At 65.8% G+C, this 16,496-nt stretch carries 16 protein-coding genes and 2 tRNA genes; 15 read left to right on the top strand and 3 right to left on the bottom strand.

Annotated elements, in window-relative coordinates; all coding sequences use genetic code 11:
- The first annotated feature begins 45 nt into the window (after positions 1-45).
- The 3 genes from ACQR1Y_RS02930 (at position 46) to ACQR1Y_RS02920 (ending at position 3,159) form a co-directional block, all read left to right on the top strand.
- Positions 46-246 (top strand): hypothetical protein, encoded by a 201-nt coding sequence (locus ACQR1Y_RS02930; RefSeq protein WP_434858532.1) that lies wholly within the window; start codon positions 46-48, stop codon positions 244-246.
- A gap of 265 nt (positions 247-511) precedes the next feature.
- The gene (locus tag ACQR1Y_RS02925; protein WP_434858533.1) at positions 512-1,645 is read left to right on the top strand and encodes a glycosyltransferase; all 1,134 of its coding nucleotides are present in this window, start codon (positions 512-514) and stop codon (positions 1,643-1,645) included.
- Positions 1,642-3,159, top strand: coding sequence for a glycosyltransferase family 39 protein (locus tag ACQR1Y_RS02920; RefSeq protein ID WP_434875482.1), 1,518 nt, complete (start codon positions 1,642-1,644; stop codon positions 3,157-3,159). Before ACQR1Y_RS02925 ends, ACQR1Y_RS02920 begins: the two co-directional genes overlap by 4 nt.
- Positions 3,160-3,167: 8 nt before the next feature.
- Here the strand turns inward: ACQR1Y_RS02920 and ACQR1Y_RS02915 are convergent, their stop codons facing one another.
- Positions 3,168-3,968, bottom strand: a complete 801-nt coding sequence (locus tag ACQR1Y_RS02915) for an FkbM family methyltransferase (protein WP_434875483.1) — start codon at positions 3,966-3,968, stop codon at positions 3,168-3,170.
- 515 nt (positions 3,969-4,483) lie between these two features.
- Between ACQR1Y_RS02915 and ACQR1Y_RS02910 the strand changes: the two genes are divergently transcribed.
- Positions 4,484-5,668: a tlde1 domain-containing protein gene (locus ACQR1Y_RS02910; protein WP_434875484.1), complete on the top strand. Its 1,185-nt coding sequence runs from the start codon at positions 4,484-4,486 to the stop codon at positions 5,666-5,668.
- A 649-nt stretch (positions 5,669-6,317) separates the two neighbouring features.
- On the opposite strand, the gene ACQR1Y_RS02905 is transcribed toward ACQR1Y_RS02910, so the two are convergent.
- Complete coding sequence (locus ACQR1Y_RS02905; RefSeq protein ID WP_434875485.1) at positions 6,318-6,641, bottom strand: hypothetical protein; 324 nt, start codon at positions 6,639-6,641, stop codon at positions 6,318-6,320.
- An 82-nt stretch (positions 6,642-6,723) separates the two neighbouring features.
- Between ACQR1Y_RS02905 and paoA the strand changes: the two genes are divergently transcribed.
- The 5 genes from paoA to ACQR1Y_RS02880 all read left to right on the top strand — a co-directional run bounded on the left by paoA (position 6,724) and on the right by ACQR1Y_RS02880 (position 11,717).
- Complete coding sequence (paoA, locus tag ACQR1Y_RS02900; RefSeq protein ID WP_434875486.1) at positions 6,724-7,365, top strand: aldehyde dehydrogenase iron-sulfur subunit PaoA; 642 nt, start codon at positions 6,724-6,726, stop codon at positions 7,363-7,365.
- The gene (locus tag ACQR1Y_RS02895) at positions 7,362-8,312 is read left to right on the top strand and encodes an FAD binding domain-containing protein (protein ID WP_434875487.1); all 951 of its coding nucleotides are present in this window, start codon (positions 7,362-7,364) and stop codon (positions 8,310-8,312) included. Before paoA ends, ACQR1Y_RS02895 begins: the two co-directional genes overlap by 4 nt.
- Positions 8,313-8,315: 3 nt before the next feature.
- Entirely contained in the window at positions 8,316-10,535 is a 2,220-nt protein-coding gene (gene paoC / locus ACQR1Y_RS02890) for an aldehyde oxidoreductase molybdenum-binding subunit PaoC (RefSeq protein ID WP_434875488.1), read from the top strand.
- A gap of 351 nt (positions 10,536-10,886) precedes the next feature.
- Complete coding sequence (locus ACQR1Y_RS02885; RefSeq protein WP_434875489.1) at positions 10,887-11,075, top strand: hypothetical protein; 189 nt, start codon at positions 10,887-10,889, stop codon at positions 11,073-11,075.
- Between the two features lie 105 nt (positions 11,076-11,180).
- Positions 11,181-11,717: an HNH endonuclease gene (locus tag ACQR1Y_RS02880; RefSeq protein WP_434875490.1), complete on the top strand. Its 537-nt coding sequence runs from the start codon at positions 11,181-11,183 to the stop codon at positions 11,715-11,717.
- Positions 11,718-11,834: 117 nt separating this feature from the next.
- Here the strand turns inward: ACQR1Y_RS02880 and ACQR1Y_RS02875 are convergent, their stop codons facing one another.
- Positions 11,835-12,215 carry a hypothetical protein gene (locus ACQR1Y_RS02875; protein WP_434875491.1) on the bottom strand — a complete coding sequence of 127 codons (381 nt, stop codon included), beginning with the start codon at positions 12,213-12,215 and terminating at the stop codon, positions 11,835-11,837.
- On the opposite strand from ACQR1Y_RS02875, the gene ACQR1Y_RS02870 reads away from it, so the two are divergent.
- From ACQR1Y_RS02870 to ACQR1Y_RS02845, 6 genes are all read left to right on the top strand, one after another.
- Positions 12,201-12,271, top strand: a tRNA-OTHER gene (locus tag ACQR1Y_RS02870). The genes ACQR1Y_RS02875 and ACQR1Y_RS02870 overlap by 15 nt on opposite strands.
- A 1-nt stretch (position 12,272) precedes the next feature.
- Positions 12,273-12,338 (top strand) — tRNA-His (locus ACQR1Y_RS02865).
- A 375-nt stretch (positions 12,339-12,713) separates the two neighbouring features.
- Positions 12,714-13,865 (top strand): slipin family protein, encoded by a 1,152-nt coding sequence (locus tag ACQR1Y_RS02860; protein ID WP_434875492.1) that lies wholly within the window; start codon positions 12,714-12,716, stop codon positions 13,863-13,865.
- A 229-nt stretch (positions 13,866-14,094) separates the two neighbouring features.
- Positions 14,095-14,382, top strand: coding sequence for a GIY-YIG nuclease family protein (locus ACQR1Y_RS02855; protein ID WP_434875618.1), 288 nt, complete (start codon positions 14,095-14,097; stop codon positions 14,380-14,382).
- Positions 14,383-14,666: 284 nt separating this feature from the next.
- A complete protein-coding gene (locus ACQR1Y_RS02850) occupies positions 14,667-14,798 on the top strand; it encodes a hypothetical protein (protein ID WP_434875493.1) in 132 nt (43 codons plus the stop codon).
- Positions 14,799-15,000: 202 nt separating this feature from the next.
- On the top strand, positions 15,001-16,341 hold the full coding sequence (locus ACQR1Y_RS02845; protein WP_434875494.1) for an RtcB family protein: 1,341 nt from the start codon (positions 15,001-15,003) through the stop codon (positions 16,339-16,341).
- Positions 16,342-16,496: the final 155 nt, after the last annotated feature.

The following is a 16,496-nucleotide window of genomic DNA, read 5'->3' as shown; positions in this document are numbered from 1 at the left end:
GAGCCTCGTGTATCGAGGGGGCGGCTGGGAAGGGGAGATGTGACCATGAAAGCGGAATCGGTCGGCGGCCTGCTGGGCGCGATCGTCGGGGCGGCCGCGCTTGCGGCGGCGTTCTATTACGTTCCCGTCGGGCCGATGGCCCGTCCGGTGCAGCCGGCCAAGGTCGAGGTGCCGCCCACGCCCGTGCAGACCGTTCCGGTCGCGCCGGCCGTCCGTGGGCCGGTCGTGCGCGAGGTTCCGAACTAGGCAAAACTCCGGGCGGCCCTTGCATCTTCGCGGGGGCACCCCATCTAGGTAGGGACGGTGACGTCGAGCTCTCTGGGCTCCGGCACCGAGACGACCACGGCAGAGCGGTTGCGCCGGATGTACGCGCGCCCTTTGTTTGTGGTCGTTGGCATTTTGGGGCCTTGCCGGAACGGTGCAGGCCGGCACCACCGGCCGGGTTTTCTGCGCCATCCCCCAGCGGCCGTGCTTGGCAGTGCTGAAAGCGGCAGATATACGCATCGGCACCATGACCGAAGCCATCCGAACGGCCCCGCCAGTGTCCCTGCAAACCGCTGATATTCCGATCGTTTCGGTGGTCGTCCCGACCTTCAACGAGCGTGACAATGTCACCACGCTGTACCGGCGGCTGGAGGCGGCGTTCAAGGACGTGCCGTGGGAGGTGGTGTTCGTCGACGACAACTCCCCCGATGGCACCTGGCAGGTTGTGCGCGAATTGTCGCGTGGCGACAATCGCGTTCGCTGTATCCGCCGCATCGGCCGCCGCGGCCTTTCCGGCGCCTGCATCGAGGGCATCCTCGCCGCCAGCGCTCCTTTTGCGGCCGTGATCGACGCGGATCTGCAGCATGACGAGACCCAGCTGCCGAAGATGCTGGCGCTGCTGCAGAGCGGTGCCGCCGAGCTCGTCGTCGGCAGCCGCTACATCGAGGGCGGAAGTGCCGCGAGCTTCGACAGCAAGCGGGCAGGGGCCAGCGCCTTCGCCACCGAGATCGCGCGCCGCGCGCTCAAGGTCGAGGTCAACGACCCCATGAGCGGCTTCTTCATGATCCGCCGCGACCGTTTCGAGCAGATCGCGCCAAAGCTGTCGACGCAGGGCTTCAAGATCCTGCTCGACATCATCGCCAGCGCCGAGGGCGGGCTGAAGACCGTCGAGGTGCCCTATACATTCGGCTCGCGCCTGCATGGCGAGAGCAAGCTCGATTCGATGGTCGCGCTCGACTTCCTCGGCCTCGTGCTGGCCAAGATGACCAACGACGTCGTCTCGCTGCGCTTCCTCTTGTTCGCCATGGTCGGCGGCACCGGCCTGGTCGTGCATCTCGCCACGCTCTTTCTCGGTCTCAACCTGTTCGACCTGCCATTCGCGGAAGCCCAGGCGCTCGGCGCCTTCGTGGCGATGACCTCGAACTTCATCCTCAACAACTTCCTCACCTATCGCGACCAGCGCCTGAAGGGCTTTGGCATCCTGCGCGGCCTGCTTGCGTTCTATCTGGTCTGTTCTGTTGGCCTGCTCGCCAATGTCGGCGTCGCCTTCTCGGTCTATGACCAGGAGCCGATCTGGTGGCTGGCGGGCGCAGCGGGCGCGCTGATGGGCGTGGTGTGGAATTACGCGATCTCCGGATTGTTCGTCTGGCGCAAGCGATGATCCCTGCCACTGCTGGCGACGACACGCGGCTGGCGCGCAACGCCTGGCTGACCATTGCGGGCCTCGTCGTTGTCCGGCTGATCGCGGCCGCGGTCACGCCGATCACCTTCGACGAAGCCTATTACTGGATGTGGTCGAAGCATCTCGCCGGCGGCTACTACGACCATCCGCCGATGGTCGCGGTCGTGATCCGCCTGGGCACGATGATCGCCGGCGACAGCGAGCTCGGCGTGCGCTGCGTTTCGATCCTGCTCGGCCTGCCGATGACCTATGCGGTCTATCGCACCGCGCAGATCCTGTTCGGCAGCGTGCGCGTAGCAGCGACGGCGGCGCTGCTGCTCAACCTCACCCTGATGGCCGCGGTGGGCACGCTGATCGTGACGCCCGATGCGCCGCTGCTGGTGGCCTCGAGCTTCGTACTGTTCTTCTGCGCCAAGCTCGTGGAAACGGGCAGGGGCGTCTGGTGGCTCGCGCTCGGCGCGGCCGTCGGCGCAGCGCTGCTGTCGAAATACACCGCGATGTTCTTCGGCGCGGCGATCCTGATCTGGCTGCTCGCCGTCCCAAAGATGCGGCCCTGGCTGGCTTCGCCCTGGCCCTATCTCGGCGGCGCCGTGGCGTTTGCGATCTTCTCGCCGGTGATCCTGTGGAATGCCGATCACCAATGGGTGTCGTTCATCAAGCAGCTCGGCCGCGCCAAAATCGAGGATTTCCGGCCCGTCTTCATCGCCGAGCTGATCCCTACCCAATTCGTCTTTGCGACGCCCCTGATCTTCATCCTCGGGGTGATGGGTCTCTACGGTCTGGCGCGGCGCCGGGCAGGGGATGCGGCGGGACGCGTCCTGATCGAGGCGATGGTCTGGGTCATCGTCGCCTACTTCTTCTGGCATGCGCTGCACGCCCGGGTCGAAGCCAACTGGTTCGCGCCGATCTATCCGGCCTTCGTGGTGGCTGCCGCGGCGGCCGCCCATGCTATGACCTGGTCCCCGCGTGAGCAGCGCACCGCAGCGTTCTGCCTGCGCTGGGCGCTGCCGGCCGGCATCGTCATGTTCGTCGCCCTGATCGTGCAGGCCGACACCGGCGTGCTGTCCGGCTACAAGCGCGACGCCACCGTGCGCAGCGTCGGCGTCGGCTGGCGTCCCCTGGCCGCCGAGATCGAGGCGGCGCGCCGGCGTGCCGGTGCGACCTGCGTGCTCGCCATGGACTACGGCACCACCGCGTGGCTTTCGTTCTATCTGCCGCGCGGCACCTGCGTGCTGCAGCCGATCCAGCGCATCCGCTGGGTCAATTTCCCGGAGCCGGATCCGGCGCAACTGGCGGGCACGCAGCTGTTGGTGGATGAGGCGCAGATCGGGCCGCGGTTCTATGTCACGAACACATTCGGCCGGGCCGAAAAGATCGGCGAGGCCGAGCGCAAGCGCGGGCCCTTGACCATCGAGACCTATGCCTTCTACGCGCTCAGCGAGCCCAAGCGCGACGTGCTCGACCGCACGCCGCCGCTGGAGTTGCAGCGCTGACGCTCGCGTCAGGATTGCTGTGGAATGATATCCGCCAGCGACGGGTCCTGGGCATGGATCCCCACCATGTTGATGCCGGCGTCGACCGTCTTGTAGCCGCGGCGCTCCAGCCATTGCCGCAACTGGTCGGCATCGCTCTTGATCTTCTCGATCAGCATGATCGGCGTGCAGCGCTCGATCGTCGCCGCGGCGCCTTCCAGCGCCTCCAGCTCCATGCCCTCGACATCGAGCTTGATCAGGTCGCAACGCGGCAGGTTGAAGTCGTCGAGCGGAAGCTTGCGCACCTCGACCGTGTTGTTTCCATAGTCGATCGGCTGGCCGATGAACTCGGTGTTCGGCCGCTGGCGCAGCTCGAGGCTGCCGAAGCTGGACGGGGTCAGATAGTCCGGACACGGGATGTTCAGCACGCCGCGTTCGGACGACACGGCGGCATGGATGGCGATCGCATTGAAGCAGTTGTTGATCGCGACGTTGCCGGCGAGCGCGTAGTAGATTCGCTCCTGCGCCTCGATCGACAGCACCGATCCCCAGCCGGTCATCGCCTTGGCCCACTCGATCGTATGGACGCCGATATTGGCGCCGCAATCGATCGCGACCGCGCCGTCGCCATGATGCTTGCGGCGGATGGCGAGCATACGCACAGCCAGTTGGACCTCGGAGGGGTCGAAGGCGCCGGTCTGCAGGAGCTGGTAGCCGACGCCGTAGCCTCTGTTGGCGTCGACCATCCGATAGTCGAGCCGGTTCACGATCATCGTGCCGTGGTTGCTGGAGGCGAGAACGAAGGCCAGCTTCCGGTCGGGAATCTGCATGGGTGTCCTTATCGTGTCGTCGCGGCAGGAAGCGGACGCGGTACGATGTGCCGACGAGGCGTTGCGGAGAATCGGTCGCTACCATACTGCCGTCGTGGCCCTGGCGGCGCAAAATCCGGAAGGTTACGGGGGCGGGCAGGGTCCTCAAACCTTGGAAAACCGCGCATTGCTTGCGGCGAGTTGGTGAAAGACCGAGATGATCGGCCGCACAGCGGCGCCGCAGCCCAATGGTTAACGCCGCGTGCGATGTTTTACTGATCCGCACCGAGTAAAACCGCACCGTCTCCGGAGTTGTGCGGGGCTGATTTCCCGGCCCGGAGCGCAATTTTGCCCTGTTTCCGCCCTGTTTGGCGGCAAAACAGAACTCCATGGTTAACCCGCCCTTAATCCGCCAAAACTTAATCAGCATTTAACTAAAAGTCGCCTTAATGAAGCTCTGTGCTTCTGCGAGATGCAAAGCGGGTGTCCGTGGCGCATCGAGCGAGAGTTTCAAGTCTTCGTTCGGGCGTGAGTAAATGAGTAACAGTCGAGCTGCGTTGGCCGCACGAAATCGCAGGAAGTCCTCCCTGATCGCTCTCTCTCACAAATTGATCGGTGGCGCGGCAATCGCATGCCTGATCGGGGGCTGCGCGGTGACGGTCTATACCAAGATCATCGCGGCCGACGCCTATCCGACCCTTGGCCCCTCTGTTGGCAGCATCGAGCAGGATGAGCCCGTCGCGCGCCCGGCGCCGCGGATCGCGACCCGCAGCGCCGCGGAGGCCGTCGGCGACGCGTTCTCGGCGCTCCCGGAATCGCCGCCGGTGACGACCGTCGCCGCGATTACGCCGCAGATGTTCAACGACCGCTTCGGCGCAGCCGTGCCCCAGGGCGTCGCCTCCAACGCGGCCGCCGGCGCACCGCCGCTGCCCAGGCTCGCCGACACTGCGCCCAAGCTGCCCGACCTGAAGCTGGCCGATGCCAAACCGGCCGAGACCGCCAAGGTCGCCGACGCGCCGAAGAAGGACGCCCGGCCGCCGATGCAGCTGGCTCTCGCCAATACCAATCCGAAGCAGGCGCCGAAGCCGCAGGCCGACGCGCCGGCGCAGGCGACTGATGCCAATTCCTCGAAGTCCGGCGGCTTCTCGCTGCGCGCCATGACCGAACGCGCCAAGGCTGCCGTGATGTCGATCGCCGGCGAGCGCCATTCGATCCAGGAGAAGCTCTGGGGCAAGCCGGAGAACCAGGAGGGCGGGCTCTTGGCCTACGCCTCGGCCGACTCCAACATCACCGCCTCGATCGCCAAGGATCCGACCCGTGGCGGCCGGCCGCCTTACGATTTGAGCACGGCGGTGTACGACATCTCGGCCAAGGCGGTGTACCTGCCTGACGGCACCAAGCTCGAGGCGCATTCCGGCCTCGGCGAGAACCTGGACAAGCCGAGCTCGGAGAAGATCAAGATGCGCGGCGTCACGCCGCCGCACATCTACGAGCTCAAGCCGCGCGAGGCGCTGTTCCACGGGGTGCCGGCGCTGCGCCTGAACCCGATCGGCGGCGAAGACGCGATCCACGGCCGCAACGGCCTGCTGGCGCACACCTTCATGCTCGGACCGAACGGCGACTCCAACGGCTGCGTGTCGTTCCGCGACTATTACGCATTCCTCGATGCCTACAAGAACAAGGGCATCCGCAAGCTCGCCGTGCTCGCCCGCATCGATTGAGGCGGGCAGGGGGAAGCATCCTCCCGTTCCGTCGTTGGTGATCAGCTGAACTTTCTCCGCATTGTCATTCCGGGGCAGCCCGCAGGGCTGAGCCCGGAATCCATAACCACGATCGTGAGTATGGATTCCGGGCCCAGCCGCTGGCGCGGCTGTCCCGGAATGACGAGCTGAGCTGGGTTGCGACATCCCCTCTCTGTCGGTTTTGCAAGGGCAGCGCGTCGAAGTTGGTGCCTCGCTCACGCGCCTCTCGACGAAATTGTTGATCGACGACGGACACGAGGCGGTGCTTCTGTCTACAAGTGCTGCAGCCCGAGTCATGACATCGCAATCTCGCGGCCGATGACGCCCGAGTCTTGCTGACGATATCGCCCTCGAAATCGTTGAGAGGGCGCGGGGAATGCCGGGTGAGGGCCTCACCCATGGCCCGCCTGCAACAAGAAAAGCAGGCGGCAGTCACCACAGGTTCAGCCGGACACTCCGGCATTCCCCGCGCGATGGCGTTACGGCTTATACGTGGTCTCCCTGGTGCGCCGGCTGTCTGGCCACCATCGGTCGGAGCATGTCGGGCTCCTCGCTTGACACCAGCATCGGGGTGTCAGGACATCACGATTTCGCCGTGCGCACCGGATCGTTCGTCCGCATGATCAGATCACGCTGCGACCGGCGCGCCCACCGCATCCCGCCCTCCACGTTCGTGACGATCGCGAGGCGCCCCTCTCATGAGAGCAGGACAGGCCCAGATTGCACGATTTCTGATTTTTGGAAAGTAAAAAATCGGCGCGTTTCGGCTGATCGGCGCGATCGCCTTGGCGGCATTGATCAAATGAGCTTTATCGCGCACGCGCTTTTCTGACGATTGGAGCGAGGCCTGCGTCGCGTGCTGACCGGACCGCGCAATTGATTTGCCCGTCGGGCAGGGTTCGGTGGAGGGCAACCAGGCGCGGGAACATGCGTCACCGGCGGTCAGCGCCATCGGGTGAGACACGTGATCGCGACGACGCAACCGATCCGTGCGGGGCGCGTTGCTCCTCACGAGTCGAGGATCGAGAACCGTGATGGACAATCCACCCTTCAGAATGAATCGCCGCGACCTGATGGTCGGCGGCGCCGTGTCGGTGGCCGGGCTGGCGATGGCGTTTTCGCCCGGCGCCTTTGCAGCAGAGCCCGCCGCCGCGGTGCCGCCTGCGACGACCAAAGTCTCCCTTGCAGTCAATGGCAGCGTCAGGGAACTCGAGCTCGACACGCGCACCACCTTGCTCGATGCGCTGCGCGAGCATCTCCAACTGACTGGAACCAAGAAGGGCTGCGATCACGGCCAGTGCGGCGCTTGCACCGTGCATGTCGACGGCCGGCGCATCAATTCCTGCCTGACGCTGGCGGTGATGCACGAGGGCGATGCGATCACCACGATCGAGGGCATCGGCACGCCCGACCATCTCACGCCGATGCAGGCGGCCTTCGTCAAGCATGACGGCTTTCAATGCGGCTATTGCACGCCCGGACAGATCTGTTCGGCCACCGCCGTGCTCGACGAGATCAAGGCCGGCATTCCGAGCCACGTCACCGGCAGCCTGACCGAGCCGCCGCAACTCACCCGTGACGAACTGCGCGAGCGCATGAGCGGCAACATCTGCCGCTGCGGCGCCTATTCCAACATCGCCGAGGCGATCCTCGAGGTCGCGGAGAACAAGGCATGAAGCCCTTCACCTATGAGCGCGCTCAATCGCCAGCGCAAGCGGCCGCTGCCCTCGCGACCAAACCCGGCGCCAAGTTCATCGCCGGCGGCACCAATCTGCTCGACCTCATGAAGCTGCAGATCGAGGCGCCCACGCATCTGATCGATGTCAACGGCTTGGCGCTCGACAGGATCGAGGATACCGGCGACGGCGGCGTGCGGATCGGCGCGCTGGTGCGCAACACCGATCTCGCGTCCGACGCCCGCATCCGGCGCGACTACGGCCTGCTGTCGCGGGCGCTCGTCGCCGGTGCCTCGGGGCAGTTGCGCAACAAGGCGACCACGGCAGGCAATCTGCTTCAGCGCACGCGCTGCCCGTATTTCTATGACACCAACATGCCGTGCAATAAGCGCCGGCCCGGCAGCGGCTGCTCGGCGATCGGCGGCTACAGCCGCCAGCTTGCGGTGATCGGCGCCAGCGAGGCCTGCATCGCCACGCATCCGAGCGACATGGCGGTTGCGATGCGCGCGCTCGACGCCAGCATCGAGACCGTGAAGCCGGATGGCGCGACGCGCAGCATCCCGATCGCAGCGTTTTATCGCGAGCCGGGCACGACGCCGCATCTCGAGACCGCATTGGCGGCGGACGAACTGATCACCGCCGTGACCTTGCCGAAGCCGATCGGCGGCACGCAGATCTACCGCAAGGTCCGCGATCGTGCGTCCTACGCCTTCGCGCTGGTCTCGGTGGCCGCCGTGGTTCAGCGCGACGGCTCGGGACGCGTGGCGCTGGGTGGCGTCGCGCACAAGCCGTGGCGCCTGGATGAGGCCGATGCGCAGCTCGGCCAAGGCGCCAAGGCTGTCGCGGCAAGGCTGCTGGGCGATGCCAAACCGACCAACGACAACAGCTTCAAGATCCGTCTGGCCGAGCGCACTCTCGGTGCCGTCATCGCCGAAGCACGAGGCTGAGCCATGAAGTTCGACACTCCCGCCACCACCAATCCGATCGATCAGCAGAAGGTCGTGGGCCGGCCGACCGATCGCGTCGATGGCCGCTTCAAGGTCACCGGCACCGCGCCCTATGCCTATGAGCGCCACGACGTCGCGCCGAACCAGGCCTATGGCTACGTGCTCGGTGCCGGCATCGCCAAGGGCCGCATCCGATCGATGGATCTGGGCAAGGCCAAGGCGGCGCCCGGCGTGATCGCGATCGTCAGCACGCTCGACATGAACAGGCTCGAGCTCGGCCGCATGAACACCGCATCGCTGTTCGGCGGGCCGGAGGTTCAGCACTATCACCAGGCCATCGCGCTGGTCGTGGCGGAGACATTCGAGCAGGCGCGGGCTGCGGCTTCGCTGATCGACGTCGACTATCAGAAGCAGGAGGGCCGGTTCGATCTCGGCGCTCTGGCCGGCAGCGCGCCGCCGGTGGCCGGCGACAGCGGTGAGGGCAGCGGCGCCAAGCCGGTCAACGGCATCGGTGATTTCGACGGCGCGTTCGCGGCCGCCCCGGTCAAGCTCGATGCGATCTACACCACGCCCGACGAGAGCCACGCGATGATGGAGCCGCACGCCAGCATCGCGGCGTGGGACGGCGACAAGGTGACGATCTGGACCTCGAACCAGATGATCGCCTGGGGCAAGGGCAGCATCGCCAGGATTCTCGGTCTCAAGCCGGAGAACGTCCGCCTCGACTCGCCCTTCATCGGCGGCGGCTTCGGCGGCAAGCTGTTCATTCGCGCCGACGCCGTGCTGGCGGCACTGGGCAGCCGGGCCGCGAAGCGCCCGGTGAAGGTCGCGCTGCAGCGGCCGCTCGTCATCAACAACACGACGCACCGTCCGGCAACGATCCAGCGCATCCGCATCGGCGCGTCGCAAGATGGCAAGATCACCGCGATCGCGCATGAGAGCACGTCCGGCAATCTGCCCGGCGGCCGGCCGGAGACGGCGGTCGACCAGACCAAGTTGCTCTACGCGGGCGCCAACCGGCTGACCGCCATGAAGCTCGCCGAACTCGATCTGCCCGAAGGCAACGCCATGCGCGCGCCCGGCGAGGCGCCGGGCATGATGGCGCTCGAGATCGCGATGGACGAGATGGCCGAGAAGCTCGGCCTCGACCCGGTCGACTTCCGCATCCGCAATGACACGCAAGTCGATCCGGAGAATGCCGAGCGGCCGTTCTCACACCGCAATCTCATCGGCTGCCTGCAGCTCGGAGCGGAGCGCTTCGGCTGGGACAAGCGCGTAGTCCGTCCTGCGCAGGTCCGTCACGGTCGCTGGCTGGTCGGCATGGGCATGGCGGCGGGTTTTCGCAACAATCTGCTGCAGAAGTCCGCAGCGCGCGTGAAGCTCGGCCGCGACGGCATCGTGACGGTCGAGACCGACATGACCGACATCGGCACCGGCAGCTACACGATCATCGCGCAGACTGCGGCCGAGATGATGGGGGTGCCGCTCGACCGCGTCGTCGTGAAGCTCGGCGATTCCGACTTTCCAGTATCCGCCGGCTCGGGTGGACAATGGGGCGGCAACAACTCGACGGCGGGCGTCTATGCGGCCTGCGTGAAGCTGCGCGAGGCCGCCGCGGCGCGGCTCGGCTTCAACTCATCGGAGATCGTGTTCGCCGACGGCGAAGTCCGCGTCGGCAACCGCAGCGCGCCGCTGACGCAGGCGGCGGCCGATGTTGAGCTCGTGGCCGAGGACGCGATCGAATATGGCGATCTCGCCAAGACGCATCAGCAATCGACCTTCGCGGCGCATTTCGTCGAGGTGGGCGTCGATGCCGCGACCGCCGAAGTGCGGGTGCGGCGCATGCTGGCGGTCTGTGCGGCGGGGCGCATCCTCAATCCGAAATCGGCGCGCAGCCAGGTGATCGGCGCGATGACCATGGGCGTCGGCGCCGCGCTGATGGAGGAGCTTGCTGTCGATCGCCGCTACGGCTTCTTCGTCAATCATGATCTCGCCAGCTACGAAGTCCCGGTCCATGCCGACATTCCGCATCAGGACGTCATCTTCCTCGACGAGACCGATCCGATGTCCTCGCCGATGAAAGCCAAGGGTGTGGCCGAGCTCGGCATCTGTGGCGTCGGCGCAGCCGTGGCCAACGCCGTCTACAACGCCACCGGCATTCGGGTGCGAAAATATCCGGTGACGCTGGACAAGCTCATCGGTGGCTTGCCGGAGGTTGCGTAAGCCGCGCCATGTTGCTCCGCCTTGCTCCGACGCGGAGCGGGGCGAAGGCCGCTGCTCTTGACGATCCCGGGAAAATCTGCGCATAGGACTGCCCCATCGCAACTGGGCCGCCGATCATCGCCGGCCTGCTGCTCTCGAGGATCACGACCGTGTCGAGCCTAGGCTCACATTTTGCGAACGCCACCACCAGCGAACGACCCTTCGATCGGTCGGGCGGCTGGTCGGGTCTGCGCGTCGCCTGTCAGGGTCCGCGCTATCTGGTGATGGCCCCGAAATGGTCGGGCCTGCGGATTTCAGCAAGAGCATAACAGCGGCGGGCACTCCCCCTCCGCACATTGAGCGGAGGGTCGGATGACCCGGACAATCAGCGAAGAGACCGATATCTGCGATATGTCACGCGTGCTGGCCTCGCCGGTGGCGACGGCCTTCGTGCGCATCGTGATGGCGTGCCGCGGCGTCACCGAGGCGCGCGCCCGGCAGCTCTACCTCGACTACATCAACCGCGCCCAGCCCGACGGTGTGCCGTCGGCGCGTGACTGATTGCGCCCAGCGCCGAGGCGCGGACACGCGTCTAGCCTGGCTGATCGGCGTGTCATGGGCGCGCCAACGAATTTCGATACGGTCGCCACGGAAAGGAGGTCGACGATGTCTGCAACTCATCCCGCACTCGTTCTCAACGCCGACTTCCAGCCGCTGAGCTACTTTCCGCTGTCGGTGTTCAGCTGGGAAGATGCGATCAAGGCCGTGGTCAGCGAGTCCCACGTCGTCGTCGCCGAGTACGACCGGGTCGTTCGCAGCCCGAGCGTCACCATGCGGCTGCCGTCGGTGATCGCGCTGCGCGACTATGTGAGGCCGGCGATGCGCGTGCCGTTCACGCGCTTCAACGTCTTCCTGCGCGACCGCTTCGAATGTCAGTATTGCGGTGGCCGTTATCTCCACGGCGAGCTGACGTTCGATCACGTCGTGCCGCGCGCCGATGGCGGCGAGACGTCGTGGACCAACATCGTCGCGGCCTGCAGTCCCTGCAATGCGCGCAAGGACCGGCGTTACCTCAAGCCGCGGCGGCCGCCGTTCGAGCCGACACGGCACGAGCTGATGGCCTCCCAGCGCCTGTTCCCGCCGCGATTCCTGCATGTGACTTGGCAGGATTATCTGTATTGGGACGTGGAGCTGGAGCGATGATGAAAAGCGTGTAGCCCGGATGAGCCTGCGTCGATGCCCGAAGGGCATCGGCGTAGGCGACATCCGGGTTTTCATCGGCCGCGCGTGTGAACCCGGATGTCGCTTCGCTCATCCGAGCTACGAAACGGTTTGCATATATACGGCCGTCATTCCTGGTCGCGCATAGCGCGAGCCCGGAATCCATAGCCACATCTGGTCATGTGGCGCGAGATGCGAGTGGCCAAAGTCTTCGACCAGCTGCCGTTCGTGGTTATGGATTCCGGGCTCGCGCTGCGCGCGCCCCGGAATGACGATGTGGATGTAGTTGCACCAGTCACGATCGACCGATCCAGAATATTCGACGAAGCGACAAACTAACACTTGCATCGACATATTAGTTGATATATGTGCACCGTCCTTCGCTTCGGACATGGGTTCGGGCTCGCTGAGATCCCGACTGGTGCGCGCCGGTTTCCGGTGGCGTATTCCGCTGAAGAGAGGATGTGCTTCGAAGCTCATGGTGAGCATCGGGTGTGAGCCCGACGGCATCGGTTCGAATCCGATCGACGCAACCAAGGATAGCTCAGTTGGTTAGAGCAGATGACTGTGAATCATCGGGTCGCGGGTTCGACTCCCGCTCCAGCGCTCCGCGCATTAGCCTTGCAAGCTAATTTCCTCTGACGAGGACCGGACGCGTGCTTCAGTCGCGGTTCGGCCGTTTTGCTCGAAAGAGCAGTTCGACCTGATCAGGACACTGCAGAGCCGGCTCTGTGCCGCGGTGGATACCGCGTCGCGCATGGCCGGGACAGCCGGCGCATCGCCGCGTCCGCTTCGGCGGCCGTGAGGTGTGCAGGCGCCCGGTCGCACCCGACGCTCAAGCCGCAGCCCGCTCGGTTCAGGCAGGAAGCGCCGTCCGGTCCTCACGTCCTTTGAATTTCAAACTGCTGCAGGCAGAGGCCGGCAGCCAACAGAGCAGGGCCCGGCATCCGGCCGGACCTTGCATGACAGGAGAGTGCCATGAGCTGGCATGTGATGATGAAGACGCAGACGGTGGCGGATGGCGAGCGGGCGCTGGTCTGGCGCGACGGCCAGCTGGTGCGCGTGCTCGCTCCCGGCCGGCATGCGCTGCTCGATCCGCTGCACCGGCTGACCGTGCAGGTGTTCGACGTGGTCAAGGCCGAATACCCGGCTGATCGTTACGCGGTGCTGAAGGCGGCGCGGCCCGATCTTGCGGCCGAGCTGTTCGAGGCGGTGGAGACCGGCGCGAACGAGATCGCGATCGTGAGCCTCGACGGCCGGCCGGCGCACCTGCTGACGCCGTGGCAGACCCGCGTCTACTGGAAGGTGGCGACGCGGGTCGAGGTCGAGCGGATCGACGTCACCAGCGACGTGCGCGTGAGCGCGCGCCACCTGGCGATGATCGAGCGCAACCGCCCGGGCATCGTGACCGAGGCCGTGGTCGAGAACCACGAGGCCGGTCTGCTCCACGTCGACGGCAAGCTGACGGAGCGGCTGGCGCCGGGACGGCATGCGTTCTGGGTGGTCGGCCGCAAGATCGAGGTCAAGCGCCTCGATCTCAGGCCGACCGCGCTCGAGATCACCGCGCAGGAGATGCTGACCAAGGACCGCATCGCGTTGCGGGTGACGCTCACCGCGTTCCGACGGATCGTTGATCCGGAGGCGGCGGTGGCGACGACGCCGGACGTGGATGCGTGGCTGTACCGGCTGGTGCAGTTCGCGATCCGGGAGGCGGTGGCGTCACGCACGCTCGACGAGGTGCTGGCGGCGAAGGCCTCGCTCGATGCCGAGCTGCGTGACTACGTGCGCGCGCGGCTCGATGGCTCGGGTGTTGAGGTGACGGAGCTCGGCGTGAAGGACGTGATCCTGCCCGGCGAGATCCGCGAGCTCGTCAACAAGGTGGTGGAAGCGGAGCGGCTGGCGAAGGCCAATCTGATCCGCCGCCAGGAGGAGACCGCGGCGACGCGCTCGCTCCTGAACACCGCCAGGTTGATGGAGGAGAACCCGCTGCTGCTGCGGCTCAAGGAGCTGGAGTCGCTGGAGCGCCTCGTCGAGAAGGTCGGCCGCATCGACCTGCACGCCGGTGAGGGTGCGGGCCTGGATGCGCTGCTCACAAGGCTGGTGCGGCTGAAGGCGCCGGATGCTGCGTGAGGCTGCATTGCCGAGTTACTGATGAGAAAGGCCGCCTACGGGCGGCCTTTTGTTTGTCTGAAACAATCGGAAGAGGCAGTTGTAAATCCAACTGGGTTTCGGGAGTATGGATGCCGGGCTCTCGCTGCGCGAGCCCCGGAATGACGAGCGGATAGAGTACGGACTCTCTCCGCTCGTCATTCCGGGGCGCCCGAAGGGCGAGCCCGGAATCCATAACCACGGCTGTCCGATGGCGTATTACGTCTATCTGCTTGCGAGCAAGAAGCATGGCACGCTGTATCTTGGCGTGACGAATGATCTTGTGCGGCGTGTCTACGAGCACCGTACCAAGGCCACGCCAAGCTTCACGTCCCGTTACGACGTTGGTAAGCTCGTCTGGTTCGAGGTCTATGATGATCCCGGCACCGCCATCACCCGCGAGAAGGAGCTGAAGAAATGGCGGCGGGATTGGAAGATCAGGCTGATCGAGGAGCAGAACCCGAACTGGGATGATCTGTATCCGGGGATCTGTAGATGAGCAGCGGGGCTCAAATGCTCATAATGAGTATGGATTCCGGGCTCTCGCTGCGCGAGCCCCGGAATGACGGATGAGAGAGTGCGTCATCCATCCTCCCGTCATTCCGGGGCAGCCGCGCAGCGGCTGAGCCCGGAATCCATAGCCACGAAACTCCATGACGTGCTTCGGCGGTCCCACATCGTCAGGATTGCTCATCATTAGTAGACTCCTCGCTTTACAAAACCGAAATCACCCTGTATCTGCACGCGCCAAGTTACATGCGGATGATCCGCAGCGAGAGACCGATGTCGTATCCGACCCCACGCCACATCATGGACAGCGCGCTGCCGCAATCGCGGCGCCGTGGGCTGGTCCTGCGCGTGCCGGCGGTCTCCGCGGCCAACGCGCTACCCGTCAATATCAGACTGATAGCCTAACGCGGCAGCGGGATCGTCCCTCTGCCGACCCGGCCAGAGCGACGATCATCCCGAGACTGGGCTCCCCGTGCGGAGTCCCCCTCAACTCAGATCCACCTCCTGGCCTGCACCACCTGCTTGCGCGACGGTTCGCGCGAGCGTCGATCGCGGAAGCACCGTGTTGGTGCTCCGTGTCCTGATGCGAGCAAGAAAGGAGGATCCGATGCGAGCCGATCCCTACAAAGACCGAGCGCGAGAGCTGGCCATCGAGGCCGGGCTCGATCCGGATGCGCGGATCGAACGGCCGGGGCAGCGCTCGATGCCGCTGTGGTGCACGTTCCGTGACGCCGCGCGCAAGGAGCAGCTCGCGCGTGAGGCCGAGGCGCTGGCCGATACGGTGGCGAGCCGGCCGCAGGCGGCGCAGTACCAGAACAGCCCGCTGAAGGTGTTCGGGGCTCATGAGGACGCGACGATCGCGCAGATGCGTAACTGCATGAGTGTGGGCAACGCCGTCGCCGGCGTGATCTGCGCCGACGGCCATCTCGGCTACGCCCAGCCGGTCGGCGGCGTCATCGCCTATGAGAAGCAGATCAGCATCTCCGGCGTCGGCTTCGACATCGGCTGCGGCAACATGGCGGTGCGGCTCGACACACCGTTCAGCGCGATCGCGGACAAGGTCGGCGCGATCATCAAGGACGTGTCGAAGGTGATCTCGTTCGGGGTCGGCCGCAAGAATGCCGAGCGCGTCGAGCATGAGCTGTTCGACGATGCCGATGCCTGGCGGGAGTCCGACATGGACGCCTACCGGCAGAAGGCGGTCGGGCAGCTCGGCACGGTGGGCTCGGGCAACCACTATGTCGATCTGATGCGCGACGAGGACGGCTTCGTCTGGATCGGCGTGCATTTCGGCAGCCGTGGTCTCGGCCATACCTCGGCGACGCGCTACCTCAAGGCCGCGGGTGGCAAGGACGGCATGAACGTGCCGCCCGCCGTGGTCGACGAGGACTCGGAGGTCGGGCAGCGCTACATCGCCGCAATGCAGCTCGCCGGGCGCTATGCCTATGCGGGCCGCGAGTGGGTGGTAGAGCGCGTGCGCCAGATCATCGGCGGCGCGGTCACCGACAGCGTGCACAACCACCACAACTACGCCTGGCGTGAGACCCACGACGGGCGTGATCTGTGGGTGGTGCGCAAGGGCGCCACGCCGGCCTTTCCGGGCCAGCGCGGTTTCGTCGGCGGCTCGATGGGCGACGATGCCGTCATCATCGAGGGCGTGGAGTCGGAGGAGGCGAAAGCTTCGCTGTACTCGACGGTGCATGGGGCCGGGCGAATGTTCGGGCGGCGTGAGGCCAAGCGGCGCTTCACGCGCGACGAGATGGACGCCTGGCTGCAGAGCCGCGGCGTCACCCTGATCGGCGCCGACCTCGATGAGAGCCCGATGGCCTATCGGCGCCTGCCCGAGGTGCTCGCCGAGCATGCCGGCTCGTTGAAGGTGGTGCATACGCTGCGGCCGTTCGCCGTGGTGATGGCCGGCGAGGGCGAGTTCGATCCGTTCAAGGATTGAGCTTGTCCTTGCGCTCCCCTCGTCATTCCGGGGCAGCCCGCAGGGCTGAGCCCGGAATCCATTACGACCAGCGGGAGCGGAGCGAACAGGACCGCCATTTGCATCTCGTCCCACACGAGCGGCGGTGGCTATGGATTCCGGGCTCGCGCTGCGCG

Origin of the sequence: Bradyrhizobium sp. HKCCYLRH3099 (assembly GCF_051167855.1) — a bacterium.
GTDB lineage: Bacteria > Pseudomonadota > Alphaproteobacteria > Rhizobiales > Xanthobacteraceae > Bradyrhizobium.
This window is presented reverse-complemented; position numbering and strand designations above follow the sequence as displayed.

What these genes read in the sequence shown, in the direction of transcription:
- ACQR1Y_RS02930 (WP_434858532.1), top strand. Translation starts at nt 46, where the DNA reads ATGAAAGCGGAATCGGTCGGCGGCCTGCTGGGCGCGATCGTCGGGGCG.
- ACQR1Y_RS02925 (WP_434858533.1), top strand. Translation starts at nt 512, where the DNA reads ATGACCGAAGCCATCCGAACGGCCCCGCCAGTGTCCCTGCAAACCGCT.
- ACQR1Y_RS02920 (WP_434875482.1), top strand. Translation starts at nt 1,642, where the DNA reads ATGATCCCTGCCACTGCTGGCGACGACACGCGGCTGGCGCGCAACGCC.
- ACQR1Y_RS02915 (WP_434875483.1), bottom strand. Translation starts at nt 3,968, where the DNA reads ATGCAGATTCCCGACCGGAAGCTGGCCTTCGTTCTCGCCTCCAGCAAC.
- ACQR1Y_RS02910 (WP_434875484.1), top strand. Translation starts at nt 4,484, where the DNA reads ATGAGTAACAGTCGAGCTGCGTTGGCCGCACGAAATCGCAGGAAGTCC.
- ACQR1Y_RS02905 (WP_434875485.1), bottom strand. Translation starts at nt 6,641, where the DNA reads ATGGCGCTGACCGCCGGTGACGCATGTTCCCGCGCCTGGTTGCCCTCC.
- paoA (WP_434875486.1), top strand. Translation starts at nt 6,724, where the DNA reads ATGGACAATCCACCCTTCAGAATGAATCGCCGCGACCTGATGGTCGGC.
- ACQR1Y_RS02895 (WP_434875487.1), top strand. Translation starts at nt 7,362, where the DNA reads ATGAAGCCCTTCACCTATGAGCGCGCTCAATCGCCAGCGCAAGCGGCC.
- paoC (WP_434875488.1), top strand. Translation starts at nt 8,316, where the DNA reads ATGAAGTTCGACACTCCCGCCACCACCAATCCGATCGATCAGCAGAAG.
- ACQR1Y_RS02885 (WP_434875489.1), top strand. Translation starts at nt 10,887, where the DNA reads ATGACCCGGACAATCAGCGAAGAGACCGATATCTGCGATATGTCACGC.
- ACQR1Y_RS02880 (WP_434875490.1), top strand. Translation starts at nt 11,181, where the DNA reads ATGTCTGCAACTCATCCCGCACTCGTTCTCAACGCCGACTTCCAGCCG.
- ACQR1Y_RS02875 (WP_434875491.1), bottom strand. Translation starts at nt 12,215, where the DNA reads ATGAGCTTCGAAGCACATCCTCTCTTCAGCGGAATACGCCACCGGAAA.
- ACQR1Y_RS02860 (WP_434875492.1), top strand. Translation starts at nt 12,714, where the DNA reads ATGAGCTGGCATGTGATGATGAAGACGCAGACGGTGGCGGATGGCGAG.
- ACQR1Y_RS02855 (WP_434875618.1), top strand. Translation starts at nt 14,095, where the DNA reads ATGGCGTATTACGTCTATCTGCTTGCGAGCAAGAAGCATGGCACGCTG.
- ACQR1Y_RS02850 (WP_434875493.1), top strand. Translation starts at nt 14,667, where the DNA reads ATGTCGTATCCGACCCCACGCCACATCATGGACAGCGCGCTGCCGCAA.
- ACQR1Y_RS02845 (WP_434875494.1), top strand. Translation starts at nt 15,001, where the DNA reads ATGCGAGCCGATCCCTACAAAGACCGAGCGCGAGAGCTGGCCATCGAG.